Below are 17,391 nucleotides of genomic sequence, written 5' to 3'. Positions count from 1 at the left end.
GGAAATTACATTATTGTTACCCTCGCCGCCCACCGGGCCGCGAGGGTTTTTTATTGATAGGAGGAGGCGATGGCAGACTGGATCATGTGGCTCATCGCGGCCGGCGTACTGGTCGCGCTCGAACTGTTCAGCGGCACGTTCTACCTGCTGATGGTGGCGGTCGGTGCGCTGGCCGGAGCGCTGGTGGCTGCGCTGCGCATCGACCTGCCCGGCCAGATGCTGGCGGCGGCCATCGTCGGCAGCGTCGCCACCGTGCTGCTGCGGCGCAGCCGCTACGGGAAGGCGGCGCGCCTCGAGGCGGCGCGCGACCCCAACGTCAACCTGGACATCGGCCAGACCGTGCAGGTCACGCACTGGGACAACGGCGCCGCGCGCGTGATGTACCGCGGCGCCCTGTGGACCGTGGAGCTGGCGCCGGGCGCGCCCGCGCAGGCCGGCATCTTCACGATCCGGGCGGTGCGCGGCAGCACGCTGATCGTCAGCTGAGCTCTTTATCGGAACAAGGACAAGCATATGGACTTTACTTTCGGCGGCGTCACGCTCGTCATCCTGGTCGTGGCGCTGGTGTTCGTCTTCAAGACGATCAACGTGGTGCCGCAGCAGCACGCCTGGGTGGTCGAGCGGCTCGGCAAGTACCACGCCACCCTGGGGCCGGGCCTGAACATCGTGGTGCCGTTCATCGACCGCGTCGCCTACAAGCACAGCCTGAAGGAGATCCCGCTGGACGTGCCGTCGCAGGTCTGCATCACCAAGGACAACACCCAGCTGCAGGTGGACGGCATCCTGTATTTCCAGGTGACGGACGCGATGCGCGCCTCGTACGGCTCGTCCAACTACGTGAACGCCATCACGCAGCTGGCGCAGACCACGCTGCGTTCCGTGATCGGCCGCATGGAGCTGGACAAGACTTTCGAGGAGCGCGAGCACATCAACACGGCGGTCGTCAACGCGATCGACGAATCGGCCGCCAACTGGGGCGTGAAGGTGCTGCGCTACGAGATCAAGGACCTGACGCCGCCGGCCGACATTCTGCACGCGATGCAGGCCCAGATCACGGCGGAGCGGGGCAAGCGCGCGCTGATCGCCGCTTCCGAGGGCCGCAAGCAGGAGCAGATCAACATCGCCACGGGCGAGCGGGAAGCGTCGATCGCCCGCTCCGAAGGCGAGAAGCAGGCCGCCATCAACCGCGCCCAGGGCGAGGCGGCCGCCATCACCGCGATCGCCGAGGCCACGGCCGGCGCGCTGCGCCAGGTGGGCGCCGCCATCGAGGAGCCGGGCGGTTCGCAGGCCGTCAACCTGCGCGTGGCCGAGCAGTACGTCGACGCGTTCGGCCGCCTGGCGAAGACCAACAACACGCTGATCGTCCCGGCCAACCTGGGCGACATGAGCAGCCTGATCGCGACCGCGATGCAGGTCGTGAAAACGCAGAAGGCCGAGCGCACCGTCGTGCGGCCGGACTAAGGGGAGAGCATGGCAACCTGGGGCATCGGACCATATGCAAACGACTTCGCGCAGGACTGGGCGGAGGACCTGCAGGAATCGAACGACCTGTACTTCATCGAGAACACGCTGGACAACGTGCTCTCGAGCGAGCAGGCCGACGTGCTGGAAGCACCGTATGGCGCCGAAGGGCTGGCGGCCGTCGAGACGCTGCTGCGCCTGTTCGGCCGGGAGGGCGAGTCCGACGAGGACACGCAGGCGGTGGACGACTGGGTCGGTGCCATCAAGGGCCGCTTCCGCCCGCGCGCCGATCTGTTCGAGAAGGCCGGCCGGGTGCTCGACCTGATCCTGTCGGAACGGTCGGAATTGCGCCAGTTGTGGCAGGATAGCGAGCATGACGAACCGTGGCGCGCCGGCGTGCTGGCACAGAAGGCGCGGCTGCAAGAATGACGGGAACCCCGATGGCGGTAACGAAAATGCTGGCAGCGCTGGCTGCCGCAACCTGCATGGCCGGTGCGCTGGCGGCGCCGGCCGATGAAACCCTGCAGCGCCTGGCGCAGATTCGCGCCTTGCCCGCGGCGACGGCAACGCAGGACGCGCTGCGCCAGCGCGGCGAACTGGATGCGGCGTGGCGCTGGTTCGGCAACCACAAGGCCGAGGCCCTGCCGGTGCTGCGGCGCGAGCTGGCGGCGGAGCTGAAGAAGGCGCAGCCGAACCAGCTGGTGCTGCTGGACGTGGGCTACTTCCTGCGCGCCCATGGCGAGCCGGGCGACACGGCGCTGGCGCTGCAGGCGCTGCTGCGCATCGACCCGGACGGCACCGTGCCGAAGTCGCAGAGCCAGCAGCTGTTCCGCTTCATGCACGCGCTGGCGGCCGGGCGCGACACCCGGCTGTTCGCCCTGATGGACAAGGTGTTCCTGCGCGGCCAGGTCACCGTGTTCCTGCCGCAGCAGGGCAGCACGCTGGACGAAGCCTCGACCTGCATCTACCTGTACGGCCAGTACGGCGCGGCGGCCGAACGGCACCTGCGTGCCCTGCTGGGCGATGCCAGTGTCGTCAATCGCGCGCTGGAAGTGCTGATGTGGGTGGGCTCGCCGGACAGCGTGCCGGCCGTGGCGGCGCTCCTGAACACGGCCGATGCGGACACGTTCGCGCGCGCCGCCACCTTCCTGTTGCGGGCCGGCGGACCACAGGGGCGCGACGCGCTGCGCGCGTTCGACCCGCGCGGCCTGCAGGGCAAGGCGCTGGAGTTCTACCGCCAGACCCATGGCCAGCTCGATCGGATGTCGTTCGCGGCCTTGGCCGACCAGCTGGTCGAGCAGGGCGAGGAGCGGGCACCGGGTGCGCCGCCGGTTGTCCGCGGGCTCGATGCGGCCGGTGCCCGCCAGGCGCTGGACGCGCTGTACCGGAGCTATGGCAGCTACGACGGCATTGCCCCGGCCGCGCTGGCCCGCGCCGCGCTGCCGAAGCAGGCGTTGATCGACGAGCTGGTGCGGGTGCGCGAGCGCAGCCTGCTGCGTGTCTCGGCCGAGACGCTGGCCGATGTCGATACCACCAATACGCTGATCAATACGGTGCGCTTCCGCGACTAGACCGCCGTTGGGGGCTGTCCGTGCACGGGGACAGACCCTGATGCCGCTAAGTTAAGGATGTAGGACTCACAGGGCCGCAGGCGTATCCGTCAACCCCAGGCCCAAAACCGGGGTCAGACCCGCCGGGTCTGACCCCAGCTTTCCGCTGTTGGGTGCAAAGCCGTCTGCAGCAGGCTAATGATTTTCCTTAACTTAGCGGCATTAGGGACTGACCCTTGGCGCATCGACGACCCGCATTCGGTGCCTGTCACCGCTGTCTCAGCCGCCGCCGTGCGGGCGGAAATGCTAGCATCACCGCATGAACTCCGCGACCGACTTCGACGACAACGCATTCGTCACGCCATCCACCGCCGACTACCTGGAGCGCCTCGCCGACTTCCTGAACAGCCACCGCCGCGTGCTGGTGCTGACCGGCGCCGGCCTGTCCACCGCCTCCGGCATTCCCGGCTACCGCGATGCCGAGGGCATCCGTCGGGGCCGGCCGCCAACGGAGGGACCGGAATTTCGCCGCTCCGACGCGCTGCGCCGGCGCTACTGGGCGCGCAGCACCGTGGGCTGGCCCGTGCTGGCGCAGGCCGAGCCGAACGATGGCCACCGCGCGCTGGCGCGGCTGGAACGCTCCGGCCACGTCGCGCACGTGATCACGCAGAACGTGGACGGACTGCACCAGCGGGCCGGTACCAGCAGCCTGATCGAGCTGCACGGCAATATCCATCACGTGCGCTGCCTGGCCTGCGGCCACGTGCAAGCGCGCGCCGCGCTGCAGGAGCGCCTGCTGCGCGACAATCCGGCGCTGGCCGGCGTGCTGGCCCAGCCGCTGCCGGACGGCGACGCCCAGCTGGAACCGGAGTCGCTGGAGCAGTTCGTCGTGCCGGACTGCGCCATCTGCGGCGGCGTGCTGCAGCCGGATGTGGTGTTCTTCGGCGATAACGTGCCCCGCGAACGCACGGAGCGGGCGCTGGGCTGGATGGAAGGCGCCGACGCTTTGCTGGTGGTCGGCTCCTCGCTGATGGTGTTTTCCGGCTACCGCTTCGCCAAGCTGGCGGCCGCGGCCGGCAAGCCGATCGCCGCCGTCAACGTCGGCAAGACGCGCGCGGACGACCTGATCGGTCTGAAGCTCGCCGTGCCCGCCCAGCAGGCGCTGCCGCGGGTGGCGGCACTGCTGGACGGCGCTCCGCTCAGCTGAGGTCGTGCAGGTCGCGCACCAGCGCGGGGCCGACCGTGAACTGGGCGAAGCGCACGCTCAGCCCGGCCCGTTCGGGCGTGCAGCACATCGGGCCGACGAGGTAGCGCGAGGCGATGGGGAAGGGCGCCAGCCGCAGCAGCGGCCACGTGATGCCGTCGGCCGAATACTGCACGCGGATGGCGCCGGCGGCGACCGTGACGCGCAGCCAGAAGCCGTCGGGCAGCGCGGGCGCCAGGCTGGTGGCCCAGTCCGACCGTTCGTCCGTCAGCACGCTGCTGAGCAACAGTGCGCCATCGGAGAACTCGACACCGGCCTTGATCCAGCGCCGTTCGTCGATGCGTACCATCAGGCCGGCCTGGTCGTACAGTTGCTCGAAGTTGCCCTGCACGTGCACCTGCGCGGTGAAGTCGCCTTCGACCGGGCGGCCGAGGAAGTGGCCGCTGTCGCGGATGAAGCCGTAGCTCGTGATGCGCCAGAAGTCGGTGGCGCCGTCGGTGGTGACGCAGAGGCCGGTGTCGTCGAGCGTGTACTCGGCCGGTTCGTTGAGCCAGGTGCAGTGGGAAAACATGGTCGGGAGGCCGTGGCGTTGTGAAAAACGCCACTATACCGCCCCGTGCCAATCAGCGCGTCATCAGCATCGAGCGAACGATGCCTTCCTTGGCCAATACGTAATCGTGGCCGGCCAGCACGAAGTTGCTCTGCGGCTGGACCACCTTGATGTTGATGAACACCATGTCGCTGGTCTCGGCATAGGAGCCGACCACGACGGCCTGCGCGTTGTGGCTCTGCGCCACTTCGCCGATCTCGCGCGTCAGCATCAGTTCGCCCTGGTTGCGTTTCAGGTAGACGCTGTTGCGCAGCTTCATTTCCAGCATCTTCAGGCCACCCTGGGCCATCCGCGTCGAGATCTGCTCGGACACCAGCCGGCCCAGCGTGGAAGTCTGGTCCAGTGCGTCGATATTGACGACGGTGGCCATGATCAGCGGCTTGTCGGCGGCCAGCTTGCCGGACAATTGCGTCAACAGCGTATCGGCCGCCTTGTAATTGGCCGAGACGAACTGGTTCGACGCGACCGTCGCGTAATTCGGTTCGTCCTTGGCAGGACCGGTGGCGCAGCCGGCCAGGAGGGCGCCGGCCACGAGGGCGGCAACCGGGGCGAGGGCGCGCATCAGCGGCCTCCCTGCACTTTGAATACTTTCGTCAATTGGGTGTCCTCTTCCTTGATGCCGTACAGCGCACGGTCGGTGTCGGCCACATAATACGCCGATGTCGAGCGCGCGTAGTAACGGTACTGGTCGCCCACGGACAGCGTCACCAGCAGTTCCGTCTTCGGCGTGGCGCCCGGCGCGAACTGGCTGTGGAACCAGCGGAATGCATCGGCGGCACCGCCCAGGGCGATCGAGCCAATGGTCGGATTGATGTCGGACAGCACCCAGACGCCGGTCGCCAGCGCGGTTGGCGCGCCGGCGTAGCGGTACTGCGGGCGGTCGCGGGTGAAGGTCATGGGCTGGATGTCGAGTTCGAGCTTCCAGGCGCCGGCGGGGGTGCGCGCCACCACGAAGCCGTCCTTGACGAGCGACGTCACCAGCTGCGTCATGACGGCTTTCTTGAACGGCGAGGCGTCCTTGTCCTCGGCCAGGTAGAACGGCCGGGTGGGGTGTTTCTTCATGTCCGTCACCACACGCTGCTCGATGTGATCGGCAATGGTGGTCCAGTGCGCGGCCGCCTGCAGCTTCTCCTGGCGCGCGGTCGGGAAGTTGCTGGCCACCGGGGTGGGCGAGTACGGTATCGCGCAGCCGGCAAGGGTGGCGGCGAGGACGGTAACGAGGAGAGGGGCTTTGACAGACATGAGGATGGCATGGCCGGTGATGGTCAACCGCCAGTGTAGCATGCGTGTTTCCATGTGGAAAATCAAACGCTGCTGTCGCGTCGCGTTGTTGCGACGGGTTGTCAGGGTGTCAGTGCGCGTGCAAGGCCCAAAGCAGGAATATGCCAACGCCGAGTATCGCAAGGCCGTTGAGTTCAAGCGCCAGCCAGCTGAGCCAGCGCTGCTTGCGCGAGCTGAGCAGGGATGCCAGTGCTGCCAGCGTGCCGGCTACGCCACCAGCGACGAGCGTGACGAGCGCCTCGAACAAGCACGTCAGCCCGAACCCGCCGCATGCCGCCCGGCCGCCCAGGAACACGCCGTTGTACAGCAACAGCGCCACCAGATAGGTCAGCACGCCGATCGATGCGGCAAGATTGGCCCACATATTGATGCCTTCGTGCCCCGGCCGGCGCCAGCCGCCGATGCCGAACGGACGAAACGCCATCAACGCCGATGCTGCTTCATCGCCGCCTGCACCTCGCGGCTGGCGTCGCGGTCCTTCTCGCTGGCGCGCTTGTCGTGCTGCTTCTTGCCCTTGGCCAGGCCGATCTCGCATTTCACGCGGCCGCCCTTGTAGTGCAGGTTCAGCGGCACCAGCGTGTAGCCGGCCCGCTCGACCTTGCCGATCAGCTTGTCGATCTCCTGGCGGTGCAGCAGCAGCTTGCGGGTACGCACGGCTTCGGGGTGGATGTGGGTGGAGGCGGTGGGCAGTGCGCTGATGTGCGCGCCAAACAGGTACAGTTCGTTATCGCGGATCGTAACGTATGCTTCCTTGATCTGGACGCGCGCATCGCGGATCGCCTTGACTTCCCAGCCTTCCAGCACGATGCCCGCTTCGTAGCGGTCTTCGATGAAGTAGTCGTGGAAGGCTTTGCGGTTATCGGCAATAGTCATGAGTAATGTGGTCTTCGGCGCGGGTCGGTTAAACTACGGTTTTCGCGCAACAGGCGCGGGAGGTGTTGCAAGGCTTGCACTGGGGACTTACCCCGGCAGGCCCCCTCGCATTTTCCAACATGATAGCAAACGGTTAAAGAATGGCAGTAGTGCACAAGTCGGTTTTGCTGGGATACAGCGCCAGGCAGATGTTCGACCTGGTCGACAGGGTCGAGGATTATCCCAAATTTCTGCCGTGGTGTGGCGGCGTCGAGGTGCGCGAGCGGGGCGACAACAAGGTGGTCGCCAGCGTCGGCATCAATTTCCACGGTGTGCGCCAGAGCTTCACGACGGCCAATACCAATACCCCGCCCACGGCCATCCATATGAGCCTTGTCGACGGCCCATTCAAGACCTTGAACGGCGTGTGGACGTTCAAGGAGTTGCGTGAGGATGCCTGCAAGGTGGAACTGGATCTGCAATACGAATTCTCCAGCCGCCTGCTGGAACAGGTCATCGGCCCCGTGTTCGGCATGATCGCCAACAGCATGGTCGATTCGTTCACCAAGCGCGCCGAAACGGTGTATGGCTGAGCGGATCAAGATCTCGCTGTGTTACGCCAGCGGCCCGAATCCGCTGCTGCGCGCGCTCGAAGTGGACGCCGGCACGACGATCGGGCAGGCCATCGAGCTGTCCGGCATGCTGCAGGACGCGCCCGAGATCAATCTCGTGACGATGCCGGTGGGTATCTACGGCAAGAAAAAGACGCTCGATACCGTCGTGCAGGCGCGCGACCGGGTCGAAATCTACCGGCCGCTGATCGTCGATCCGAAGAACGCGCGGCGGCGCCGGGCCAGGAAGGATACGGCCGCGCCCACGGCGATGCCGACGCCGGATGCCGGCGAGGTGCTGACCCCGATGGCGGCTGGCGGCACGGTCGGGCCGGAAGCCGGTAAGGCCTAGGCGGCACCTCACAAATCGAGCAGCTGCGTCTCGATCCCCAGCGCGGCAGCGATGCGCGCCCGCGTTGCCTTGCGCGGACGCAGTCCGGCTTCCTGTTGCGCGTAGGCCGGCTGGCTGATACCGATGCGGCTGGCCATTTGCTGCTGTGTCAGCCCCAGGTATTCGCGCCAGGCGCGCGCTGCTGTCCAACCTCGCTCGGCAATGAAACCGACCACCTGGTGCGGCACAAGATCGTCGCGCTGGCGTGCCCGCGCCTGCATATAGGTGGCATAGGGGATGACGACATAGACGGGCTCGCCATCCGGGCCGTTGATGATCTGGACGTTGGAAAACGTGTTCATGGTGGCGTCGCCGGTTGATCGTACGTCGTTCATACGTATCGTCCAGTTTGGCTTATATTGCCCGGCGCCCGCGCATCATCTTCCCCGTCCTTGTGTGGCATCAAACGCCGCCGGATTCCCTGTGCCAGCCGCAATATCGTGCGACACGCCGCGCGACCGCCTGTTCAGCGCAGCTCGAACAAATAATCGCCGCCCGCCTGGTGCCCCGCGGACGTTACCGCGCCATACTTCGGTGTCTGCGGGAATTCCTTGCGCACGCCGGCCTGCACGTCGTTGAAGACGGTGCTGCCCGGTTTCCAGTCCGATATCGAGCGCATCGCCTGCATCAGGTTCCAGGCGAAGATCGAGTGGCCATCCTTGCCTTCGTCGGCGACCGGCTCGTCGCCGCCGGACGAGATCACCACCACGGAGCGCTTGGCCAGCACGCTTTCGGCCGTGACGTCCCGGCCCACGGCCGTCATGCCGTCGCGGGCAAAGGCGCCGGAATAGCAGCTGTCCGAAATCACCACCATCTGGCTCGAGCGGATACCGGTCAGCAGCCGCGCCACGTCCACATTGGAAATCCAGCGGCTGGGCTCGCTTGCCTGGGCATCCGCCGGCAGCCAGTAGCCCGCGCCATTTTTCTCCAGGGAATAGCCATGGCCGGCGTAATAGATGACGACGCTGTCGGTGCTGTTGATCTCCACCGACAGCTGGTTCAGCGTGCGGATGATGTCGGCCTTGGTCGGGTTGCGCACGACCCGTACCTCGTAGCCCAGCTTGTCCGCGAACAGCTGCGACACCGCGTCCACGTCCGGCACGGCGTTGAGCAGCGGTGGAATGGTCTTGTCGGCGTAGTCGTTGATGCCGAACAGTACCGCGATCTTGCGTTCGATCTGCGGCAGGTGCGCGGTCGCAACCCGGGCACTCCTGGCCGGCGCGCCATCCTCGGCCGAGCTGCCGGTGCTGCCGCCCGCGGAACTGCCGGTGGTCTCGACCTTGCCGACCAGCGCGGCCAGCCGCGCATCCGCCCCGATCGAGCTGAGCTGGTTCGGCGTCAGACGGCAGGCACCCGATGCCGACTCGATCACCGTCGCGCACGGCTGCACGTCGGCCAGGCTGGGGTCCAGCTCGAGCTTGTAGACCGCATCGGCAAACAGCTTGCGCTTGAAGTTGCGGCGCTGTGCGATCAGCTGGCCCAGTTCATCCTGCGACATGGCGCCGATGCGCACGGCACCATAGGTGCGGCCGACGGCCGGGTTGGAAATGTCGAGCAGGCCGCCCGTGGCTGGCCGCTGGTCGGGCGCCGGCAGCGCCCCGTTCAGCGCGGAGGCGATCGCGGCCACGCTGCCCACCTGTGCCTGTTGCGGCGCGCTGGCGGGAGCGTTGCCAACGGTGACCTCCAGAGCCGCGTCGTTGCCCGGTGCTTGCACCAGCACGTAGTTGAGGGCGGACAGGCCGGCGCCGATGATGGGGTAGACGCCGGGCTGGGTGGGTGTCGGCGCGGTGCTGCGCCAGACCAGCACGCCGGTGGTGGCCGAGGCCAGCGTGTCCGCGCCCTTGAAACCGGTCACGGTGCCGGACAGCCCATCGACGGGCACGCCGGGTTCGCGCAGCACCGGGGCGGCCGTATAGAACAGCGTCGCCGGCGTGATGGCGCCGCTGTTGCCCACGGCGGTGGCGCTCACCACATTGCTTGCCGCGGTCAGGTCGACGGTGCCGACCCGGTAGTTCAGTGCATCGCCCCCCGAGATCTGGAACACGCCCGTGACACTGACGGTTTTTCCTTGGCCCACGTTGGCGCTGTCGTAGCTGCCCTGGGTCGGACCGGTGACGCCGACGGCGTCGCCCGCGATGGCCCCGTTCAGCACGTACTGGCCGGCGCCCAGGCTGGCGCTGCTGCCGGCATCGTATTCCTTCACGACCGGACCGCTGATGGCAAGGTTCACCGGGCGCGGCGTGATGGCGGCTCGCGCCGTGGCACCTTCGGTCAGGATGTAGTTGGCCGCGTCCGGCCCCGTCAGGGTGCCGCCCGTGATGGCGACGACCTTGCCCGTGCCCACGTTCTTGCTGTCGAACTGGCCGGTCGCTCCGGCCAGCGCCAGCACGTCGCCATCCAGCACACCGGACAACGAGCCGGACAACGTGGCGTCGCGATTGCCGTCGTACACCTTGTCCGCCGCCGTGATGCCGACCGCGTCGATGGGCCGGCGCGTAATCGCCGCCGTCGTCGTGTGGCTGCCCGCCAGCGTGTAGTTGCCCGCATCGGCACCGGTCAGCACGCCGCCCCTCACCGTCACGACCTTGCCGGCGCCGGCCGCTTTCGTGTCGAACTCGCCGGTGGCGCCCGCGAGGGCGAGCGCGTCGCCCGGAAGCGTGTCCGCCAGGGTGCCCGCCAGCGTGGCGCCGCGGGTGCCGTCGTAGACCTTGTCGAGCGCGGTGATGCCGTTGGCGCTGATCGCCAGCGGCGTGATGCTCGCCGTCGTGGTGTAGGCGCTGGCCAGCCGGTAGTTGCCGGCGTCACGCCCGCCCAGGGTACCGCCGGAAATGGTGACCGGCTTCGCCACGCCCACGTTCTTGTCGTCGAACAGGGCCGAGGCACCGGCCAGTACGACGTCGTCGCCCGCCAGGGCATCCGCCAGCGCGCCACCCAGCGTGGCGGTGCGGCTGGCATCGTAGACTTTATCGGCCGCCGTGATACCGGCCGCCGAGATCGGCCGGGGCGTGATGCTGGCCGTCGTCCTGGCGTCGTCGGCCACCACATAGTTGCCCCCGTCCGGGCCGGCCAGCGTGGCCGAGGCGATCGTGACGGTTTTGCCCGTCCCGGCGTCTTTGGTGTCGAACAGGCCGGTGGCGCCAGCAAGGCTGACGCGGTCGCCCGGCAGCGCCTCGGCCAAGGTGCCACTCAGCGTGGCGGTGCGCGTGCCGTCGTACACCTTGTCCGCCGCGCTCAAGCCGGTCGCGCCGATGGGGCGCCGCGCGATGGACGCGCGGGTGGTGTAGTCGGGCACCAGGATGTAATTGCCGCGGTCGGCGCCTGTCAGCGTGCCGCCGCTGATCGTGACGAGCTTGTTGGTGCCCGCGTTCTTGTTGTCGAACAGTCCGGTGGCGCCGGTCAGGAACAGCACGTCGCCGGGGATCGTCTCGGCCAGCGCTCCCGCCAGCGTGGCGGTGCGGGTGGCGTCGTACACCTTGTCGAGGGCGATGATCCCGGCCGGCGCGATGGGCCGCGCCGTGATGCTGGCCCGGGTCACGTACTCGCCCGCGAGCAGATAGTTGTGGGCGTCCGCGCCGGCCAGCGTGCCCCCGCTGACGGTAACGGTCTTGCCGGCGCCCACGTTCTTGTCGGCGAAGCTTCCGCTGGCGGCCAGCGTCAGGTCGTCACCGGCAAATGCCTCGGTCAGGTTGCCGGCGAGGGCCGCGACGCGCGTGCCGTCATAGACCTTGTCCAGGGCCGTGATGCCGGCCGCCGAGATCGTGCGTGGCGTGATGTCCGCCGTCGTCGTCGCGCCGCCGGCCAGGATATAGTTGCCCGCGTCGGCGCCGCCCAATGTGGCGGCCGAGAAGCTCACGGTCTTGCCGGTGCCCACGTCCTTGGTGTCGAACAGGCCGGTGGCGCCGGCCAGGTCGACGCGGTCGCCCTCGACGACGCCGGCGAGCGACCCCGTCAGGCTGGCCGTGCGGGTCGCGTCGTACACCTTGTTCGCGGCCACCAGGCCGGAAGCGGTGATGGCTTTCGGCGTGATGTCGCCTGTGTACGACTGGGTGGCGCCGTAGACGGGGCGGTCGCCAGGGGCGCGCACCTCGAAATAGCCGCCCTCGGCCTCGAAAACGATGGGCTTGTCCAGGCCGGCATTGCGATTGTCGAAGACGCCTTCCGCGGCCTCGGCGTCCACGCGGGTCCGCACCGTGAAGCCCGGCCCGGCATCGCTTGCCAGCACGCGCGAGAAGCGCGCGGTGGTGGTGCCGTCGTAGGGACGCGCCGCGTCCACCTTGATGTGCAGGTCGAGCGGGTCGGCCAGCATGATGCCGTGGGCACCGGCGCCGTGGACCGCGGCAGGCGTATCGGCCGCGTCGAACTGCACGAAGGTGTAGGGCAGGTCGGCCAGGGCGGCGGCGGGGAAGCCGCCTTCGCGCAGGTAGACCAGCCAGCGTCCCGCCGGGGTGGACAGCACGCTGGCGCGGTTTGCCAGCGTGGCCGTGTCGATCACGATGGCATCGCCTGTCGTGGCGGCGGCAAGATTGGCCTGGTCCAGCGAAGTCGTGCGCGCCACGATGTCGATTTCGGCCGCGCGCAGCGTGGCGGTCCGGCCCGGGTTGGCGATCGACGCGGAGTCGGCGTTGATCGTCAGCGGGCCGGTCGCCGCGATGTTCGTATCGGTCAGTGCCACGGCGCCGTCGATGAACATCACCCGGCCGTCCGCGCCCGCTGGCGCACGGGCGTCGAGGCTGGTGTCGCGCAGCGCGATCGTGCCGGCGCCGTCGGCTCCTTCCACGGTCAGCACGATCCCGCCAGCGGTGGCGGCGAGGGCGCTATCGCGGACGTCGAGCGCACCGCTGTTGAGCATGACGCTGCGGCCCGTGAGCCGGCTGCCAGCCGAGATGTCGAGCGACGGCGCATTGAGCTGCAGTGCGCCCGCGGCGGTCAACTTCGAGTTGACGATGTCGATCTGGTCGCGCCACAGCCAGATCTCGCCGCCTGGCCCGGCGGTCAAGGTCGCGTTCGTCAGCGTGGCCCGGCTCGGTAGCTCGCCAGGGCTGCCGATCAGTTCCAGGCCGCCTGCCGCCGCATTCAATGTCGCATCCTTGACGGTGAAGTCATGGGCGGACAGCCGGAACGTGGGCGCCGTCAGCGTGCTGCCTGCCGTGATGTTCGTTGTCGTGGCCGACAGGTCGAACGCATTGCTGGCCGTCATGCGCGAGCCATTCACGTCGAGCCGCCCGTTCTGGACGATGATCCGGCCCAGCAGCGGCGATTCGGCGGCACTGGCGCTCAAGGTCGAGCCTTCGACCGTCGCGGCGCCAAGGCCGTCGCGCGAGCTGAGCGCGAGCAGGCCATCGCGCGCGGTCAGGCTGGAACCGGTAACGGTGAGCGTGTCGGCGGCAGCGCCGATGCTGCTGCCGGCCAGCTCGCTGCCGTCGCCGATGTCGATACTGCCGCCGCGCAGGCCGATGACGCCCGCGCCCGCGTCGAGCGTGGCCCGCTGCAGGTCGATGCGCCCTGCCGGCCGCTCGGCATCCGGTCCGGCCGTCATGATGATATCGCCGCCGTTGGCGGCGATCCCGGCGCCCGCCTGCAGCAGCACGTCGCCGCGGCGGTTGCCGTCGCTGTCGGCTGTCAGCGTGACGCCCAGCGGATTGCTGCCGGCCGTGATGTGCACGCCCGGGTCGAAGATGATATCGTTGTGCGCCTCCAGCGTCAGCTTCGCCCCGGCCGCGGCGCCCGTGGCGTCGATGTTGGCGGCCACGCGGATGTCGCCCTCCTGCGTGGTGGCGTCGCCGCCGCCGGTGCGCACGATCACGTGGCCGTCCGACGCCAGCGCGCGCGTGATGACGTCCGCTCGTATCTCCGTGTCGTCCGCGCTCGACTCGATGGTGAACATGAACGTCTCGTCGAACGCGGTCCTGTCGCCGCCGCAGCAGCCGCCGGCGACGATCGTGATATTGCCCGGGTCCAGCAGCCAGGTGCCGCCCTTGCCATGCTTGGCCCCCACGTCCACGGCCTCGGGACGCGCATCCAGATGGCGTCCCGAGGTTTCGACCAGGCCGCCATTGCCGCCGCCTGGTCCACCGCGCGCTTCGAGGGTGCCGAAGGCGCGCGTGGCGCGGTCGCTCCACAGCACGACCTTGCCGCCATCGCCCGTCGCCGTGGCGTTGGCGCGGAGCGCCGCGCGGGGCCCCAGATAGCTTGCCTGCGCGTGCGGCACGGCGGCATTGCCGCCCTGGTAGTCGCCACCCGCCAGGACCTCGCCGCCCCCGGTCGCGCCGGAGGCATCGACCTGCGCGTTGCCGTACACGCCGACCTGCTGTCCCAGCAGGTGGATGCGTCCGCCCTTACCACCGCTGCTGCGCGCCGACACGTCGCCCTGCGCCAGTGTGGCGCCCCGTGCCGATGCCACCAGCACCGTGCCGCCAGCGCCACTGCCCGCGGCGTCCGCGCTGGTGGCGCCGCCGGCGCCCAGCCGCACGTCACCTTGTGCCTGCAGCACCACGCGACCGGCCGCATCGCGGCCCATGCTGTCCGCGCGCACGATGCCCTGCTGGTTGACGATGCCGCCGTGCACGTCGATGCTGCCGCCGCCGTGCGCCAGCAGTGTGCCGAGGTTGACGGCCGCGTTGGCCGGGGCCGTGACACGCACGGTCACGTTCGGCACGCCGGAGTCGACCAGGTCGATGCTGCGGCCGGCCGCCAGCACGATATGGCCGCCGGGACTTTCGATCAGCCCGTCGTTGCGCACCGTGTCGCCCATCAGCCATACGCGCCCGCCAAAGCTGGTGTGGATGTCACCCTGGTTCAGGACCTGGCCCGCAGGAGCGCCCGCGCCGTCGAAGCGATGCCGGCCCGCCAGGAAGTCCTCGTTCGACAAGGGCAGGCTGGAGGCGACCAGGCCGCCGACATCGATGCGCGCATTGGCACCGAACAGCACGCCGTGCGGGTTGACGAGCCATACGCCGCCGTTGGAGGACAGGCCGCCAAGGATGGCGGAAGGGTCGTTGCCGACCACACGGTTCAGGACCTGGCTTGCCGCGCTTTGCTGCGCGAAATGCACGCTGTTGCCGGCGCCGACGGAAAACGCCCGCCAGTTCAGCACCGCGTTTGGGCTGTTCGTGACCGTCATGCGGCCGCCGTCGGTGGCGATAGCGGCGCTGCCATGCACGACGGTGGCCCCCGCGGGCAGCTGGGCCCATGCATCGGCCGCCGTGGCGCCGAAGGCGGCGGCAATGGCGGCGGCCAGCGCCAGGCGTGCGCCGCGGACCCCGACCTGGTCGGGGCCGGCCTGCGGCGTGTCGAACGACTGCTTCATGATGGCTTCTCCCAGGGCACTGGCCGGCGCTGCCGCGCGGCCGACCCGTCAAAAAATCAGGTTGAGGGCGACGTGGCCGCGCACGTCGCCCGGCGCCGTGTTGATGCCCCGTTCCAGTGCGCGGCCGAGATCGATGCTGGCGTTGACCTTGCGGCCCAGACCCACGCGCGCGCCGATACCGGCGCCGGTGAGCTGGCAGGCGGTGCGGTCGGTGCCCCGGCAGGGCAGGTCGTGGTGGTTGACGATGCGGCCGTGATCGACGAACAGGTAGGGGCGTACGCGCCAGCCGCCCGCAAGTTCGACGGGATTCGGTGCGATTTCGAGGCGGACCAGCAGGCCGGCATCGCCGGAGAGTTCGCGCTCGGCGTAGCCGCGCACGCTGGCTGCGCCACCAAGGCCGAAGCGCTCGCCGGAGATCAGCGCGTGCGGGCTGTATTGCAGGTCCGCGCGCGCGTTGACGGAGAACCCGGCCGCGAACGCGCGATCGACGAAGCCGGCGCCGCGCGCGATGGCATAGTTGCGGGTGGCACCCGGGCGCGCCGCTTCGAACGTCGCGCGCGCGCTGCCGCCCGCGTTGACCGACAGCGCGGCACTGAGGCCGTAAGCCAGTTGCGGGCCCTGCTTCTGGCCGGTATAGGCCAGCACGAGGGGGATCGTGGCCACATCCACGGCGGCTGAGCCGCATGCGGCCGGGCCGAAGTCGCCGATCGCGCAGTCGTCGTCGTATTTGCGCCAGTCCAGTCCCAGCGTGACGTGGTGGTCGTATTCGCCGATGCGATCGAGGTTGCGGTTGGCGCGCAAGCCCGCCACCGTGCCGCGTCCCGTGAAGGACAGCGGGCCGGCTGGCGTGATCGTGGTGCCATTGCTGACGCTCGAGTGGGCGACGAACGCGTCGAGCGAGGCCGCATACGGGTACAGCGGCACGCGATAGCCGGCGCTGAAGATCTTCACGCGGCCCGGATCTTCCGGCGAGGTTTGATATTGCAGCGTGCCGACGTGATCGCGGCCGAACAAGTTGGCGTGCTGGAGTCCCACGCTGACGCGGTGGCGCCCGGTGCTGTGGTTACCGGTGTTGTTGTAGCCGACCAGGTATTGCAGCGGATTGGTCTCGGTCACGCTGACGTCCGCGTCGATGTCGCCCGGGCGCGCGCCGGCCGTCAGGGTGACCTTGACGTTCTTGGCCGGATTGTCGTTACTGAGCTGGATGTCGCGGTCCACGTCGGCCACGCGTGGCGTGGCGCCTTCCACCAGGCTGGGCAAGCCGGCACGCACGTTGGCGGCGTCGAAATAGCGGTTCCCGGTGATGCGTACCTGGGCCAGCTTGCCTTCGACGACGCGGATCACCACGTGGCCGCCCGGCGCGGCTTGTTCTGGCACGTAGGCGACGACGCCGCCATAGCCGGCATCGCGATAGGCGTCCTGCACCCGCGCGGCGACCGCGTTGAGTTCGGCCAGGGTGCGGCTGCCGCCGGCCAGGCCGGCCGTCAGTGCCTGCAGCGTTGGTGGCGGCAGCAGCGTGTTGCCTTGCACTTCCACCGAAGTGACCACCACCGCCGCTGGCTGCGGCGCGGGCTCCTGCGCACCAGCGGCGCCCATCTGCAGGGCAAGAACGCAGCAGCAGCCAGCCTGGCGACCCAGCGGGGCGGCCCGCGGTATCCGGGCCGGCAGCAGGCCGACGTGGCAGGCGTGAGCGAGCGGCAGGAGCAGGGAGCGCAGGCGGATAACCATCATTCTTCCTCGAAGGGGCCGTGGTTGCCATGGTCGATCGCGCCAGCCCGTGCGGCCTGCAGGCTGGCGCGCGAGCGGTACGCGCGATCTGGACGGCGTTTGTCGATCTTCCCCCGCAACGCGCTGTCGGTCATGATGAAACTCAACTGCACATGCTTGAGCCACAGCCCGCGGACGCCAGGAGCAATGCTTGATTAATATCCGTAACGTCGGTCCGTTATAACCACTTGCAGTACGGCTCGCCGGATCAAGGGGAATAAATAAAAGGACAATGCGTTTGGATAACGCTGCCACATTCAATCGGCATGGTTTGTTAAAAACAGTATAGTCCCAAAAAAGCCACGATAACCGTGCGTGGCGCCTTCGCAACAAATGCGAATTGCTTGCGCTTCACCGA

16 protein-coding genes are annotated in these 17,391 nt (G+C 68.5%); 7 read left to right on the top strand and 9 right to left on the bottom strand.

Annotation, left to right across the window (positions count from 1 at the left end):
• Positions 1–69: 69 nt before the first annotated feature.
• The 5 genes from E7V67_015290 (at position 70) to E7V67_015270 (ending at position 4,218) form a co-directional block, all read left to right on the top strand.
• On the top strand, positions 70–486 hold the full coding sequence (locus E7V67_015290; protein ID WUR11083.1) for an NfeD family protein: 417 nt from the start codon (positions 70–72) through the stop codon (positions 484–486).
• 27 nt (positions 487–513) lie between these two features.
• Positions 514–1,461 (top strand): stomatin-like protein, encoded by a 948-nt coding sequence (locus E7V67_015285; protein WUR11082.1) that lies wholly within the window; start codon positions 514–516, stop codon positions 1,459–1,461.
• Between the two features lie 9 nt (positions 1,462–1,470).
• Positions 1,471–1,890 carry a DUF4259 domain-containing protein gene (locus tag E7V67_015280; protein ID WUR11081.1) on the top strand — a complete coding sequence of 140 codons (420 nt, stop codon included), beginning with the start codon at positions 1,471–1,473 and terminating at the stop codon, positions 1,888–1,890.
• An 11-nt stretch (positions 1,891–1,901) separates the two neighbouring features.
• Positions 1,902–3,032 carry a hypothetical protein gene (locus E7V67_015275; protein WUR11080.1) on the top strand — a complete coding sequence of 377 codons (1,131 nt, stop codon included), beginning with the start codon at positions 1,902–1,904 and terminating at the stop codon, positions 3,030–3,032.
• Positions 3,033–3,330: 298 nt separating this feature from the next.
• Positions 3,331–4,218, top strand: a complete 888-nt coding sequence (locus E7V67_015270; protein WUR11079.1) for an NAD-dependent protein deacetylase — start codon at positions 3,331–3,333, stop codon at positions 4,216–4,218.
• Here the strand turns inward: E7V67_015270 and E7V67_015265 are convergent.
• The 5 genes from E7V67_015265 to smpB form a co-directional block, all read right to left on the bottom strand.
• Positions 4,211–4,786, bottom strand: a complete 576-nt coding sequence (locus tag E7V67_015265) for a DUF1349 domain-containing protein (protein WUR11078.1) — start codon at positions 4,784–4,786, stop codon at positions 4,211–4,213. The two genes, E7V67_015270 and E7V67_015265, sit on opposite strands and share 8 nt — an antisense overlap.
• 52 nt (positions 4,787–4,838) lie before the next feature.
• Positions 4,839–5,387, bottom strand: coding sequence for a FlgO family outer membrane protein (locus tag E7V67_015260; protein WUR11077.1), 549 nt, complete (start codon positions 5,385–5,387; stop codon positions 4,839–4,841).
• Positions 5,387–6,067: a hypothetical protein gene (locus tag E7V67_015255; protein ID WUR11076.1), complete on the bottom strand. Its 681-nt coding sequence runs from the start codon at positions 6,065–6,067 to the stop codon at positions 5,387–5,389. The genes E7V67_015260 and E7V67_015255 overlap by 1 nt, the downstream gene beginning before the upstream one ends.
• 109 nt (positions 6,068–6,176) lie before the next feature.
• On the bottom strand, positions 6,177–6,530 hold the full coding sequence (locus E7V67_015250; GenBank protein ID WUR11075.1) for a hypothetical protein: 354 nt from the start codon (positions 6,528–6,530) through the stop codon (positions 6,177–6,179).
• The gene (smpB, locus tag E7V67_015245; GenBank protein ID WUR11074.1) at positions 6,530–6,979 is read right to left on the bottom strand and encodes an SsrA-binding protein SmpB; all 450 of its coding nucleotides are present in this window, start codon (positions 6,977–6,979) and stop codon (positions 6,530–6,532) included. The genes E7V67_015250 and smpB overlap by 1 nt, the downstream gene beginning before the upstream one ends.
• Before the next feature lie 140 nt (positions 6,980–7,119).
• On the opposite strand from smpB, the gene E7V67_015240 reads away from it, so the two are divergent.
• Positions 7,120–7,551, top strand: coding sequence for a type II toxin-antitoxin system RatA family toxin (locus E7V67_015240; protein WUR11073.1), 432 nt, complete (start codon positions 7,120–7,122; stop codon positions 7,549–7,551).
• Positions 7,544–7,921 carry an RnfH family protein gene (locus tag E7V67_015235; GenBank protein ID WUR11072.1) on the top strand — a complete coding sequence of 126 codons (378 nt, stop codon included), beginning with the start codon at positions 7,544–7,546 and terminating at the stop codon, positions 7,919–7,921. Before E7V67_015240 ends, E7V67_015235 begins: the two co-directional genes overlap by 8 nt.
• Before the next feature lie 8 nt (positions 7,922–7,929).
• On the opposite strand, the gene E7V67_015230 is transcribed toward E7V67_015235, so the two are convergent.
• From E7V67_015230 to E7V67_015215, 4 genes are all read right to left on the bottom strand, one after another.
• Positions 7,930–8,262, bottom strand: a complete 333-nt coding sequence (locus E7V67_015230) for a helix-turn-helix transcriptional regulator (GenBank protein WUR16290.1) — start codon at positions 8,260–8,262, stop codon at positions 7,930–7,932.
• 164 nt (positions 8,263–8,426) lie between these two features.
• Positions 8,427–15,266: a YDG domain-containing protein gene (locus E7V67_015225; protein ID WUR11071.1), complete on the bottom strand. Its 6,840-nt coding sequence runs from the start codon at positions 15,264–15,266 to the stop codon at positions 8,427–8,429.
• Between the two features lie 48 nt (positions 15,267–15,314).
• Positions 15,315–16,997: a ShlB/FhaC/HecB family hemolysin secretion/activation protein gene (locus tag E7V67_015220; protein ID WUR11070.1), complete on the bottom strand. Its 1,683-nt coding sequence runs from the start codon at positions 16,995–16,997 to the stop codon at positions 15,315–15,317.
• Positions 16,994–17,128, bottom strand: coding sequence for a hypothetical protein (locus E7V67_015215; protein WUR11069.1), 135 nt, complete (start codon positions 17,126–17,128; stop codon positions 16,994–16,996). The genes E7V67_015220 and E7V67_015215 overlap by 4 nt, the downstream gene beginning before the upstream one ends.
• Positions 17,129–17,391 lie beyond the last annotated feature (263 nt).

The sequence above is a fragment of the [Empedobacter] haloabium genome, from assembly GCA_008011715.2.
GTDB lineage: Bacteria > Pseudomonadota > Gammaproteobacteria > Burkholderiales > Burkholderiaceae_D > Rugamonas > Rugamonas haloabia.
This window is presented reverse-complemented; position numbering and strand designations above follow the sequence as displayed.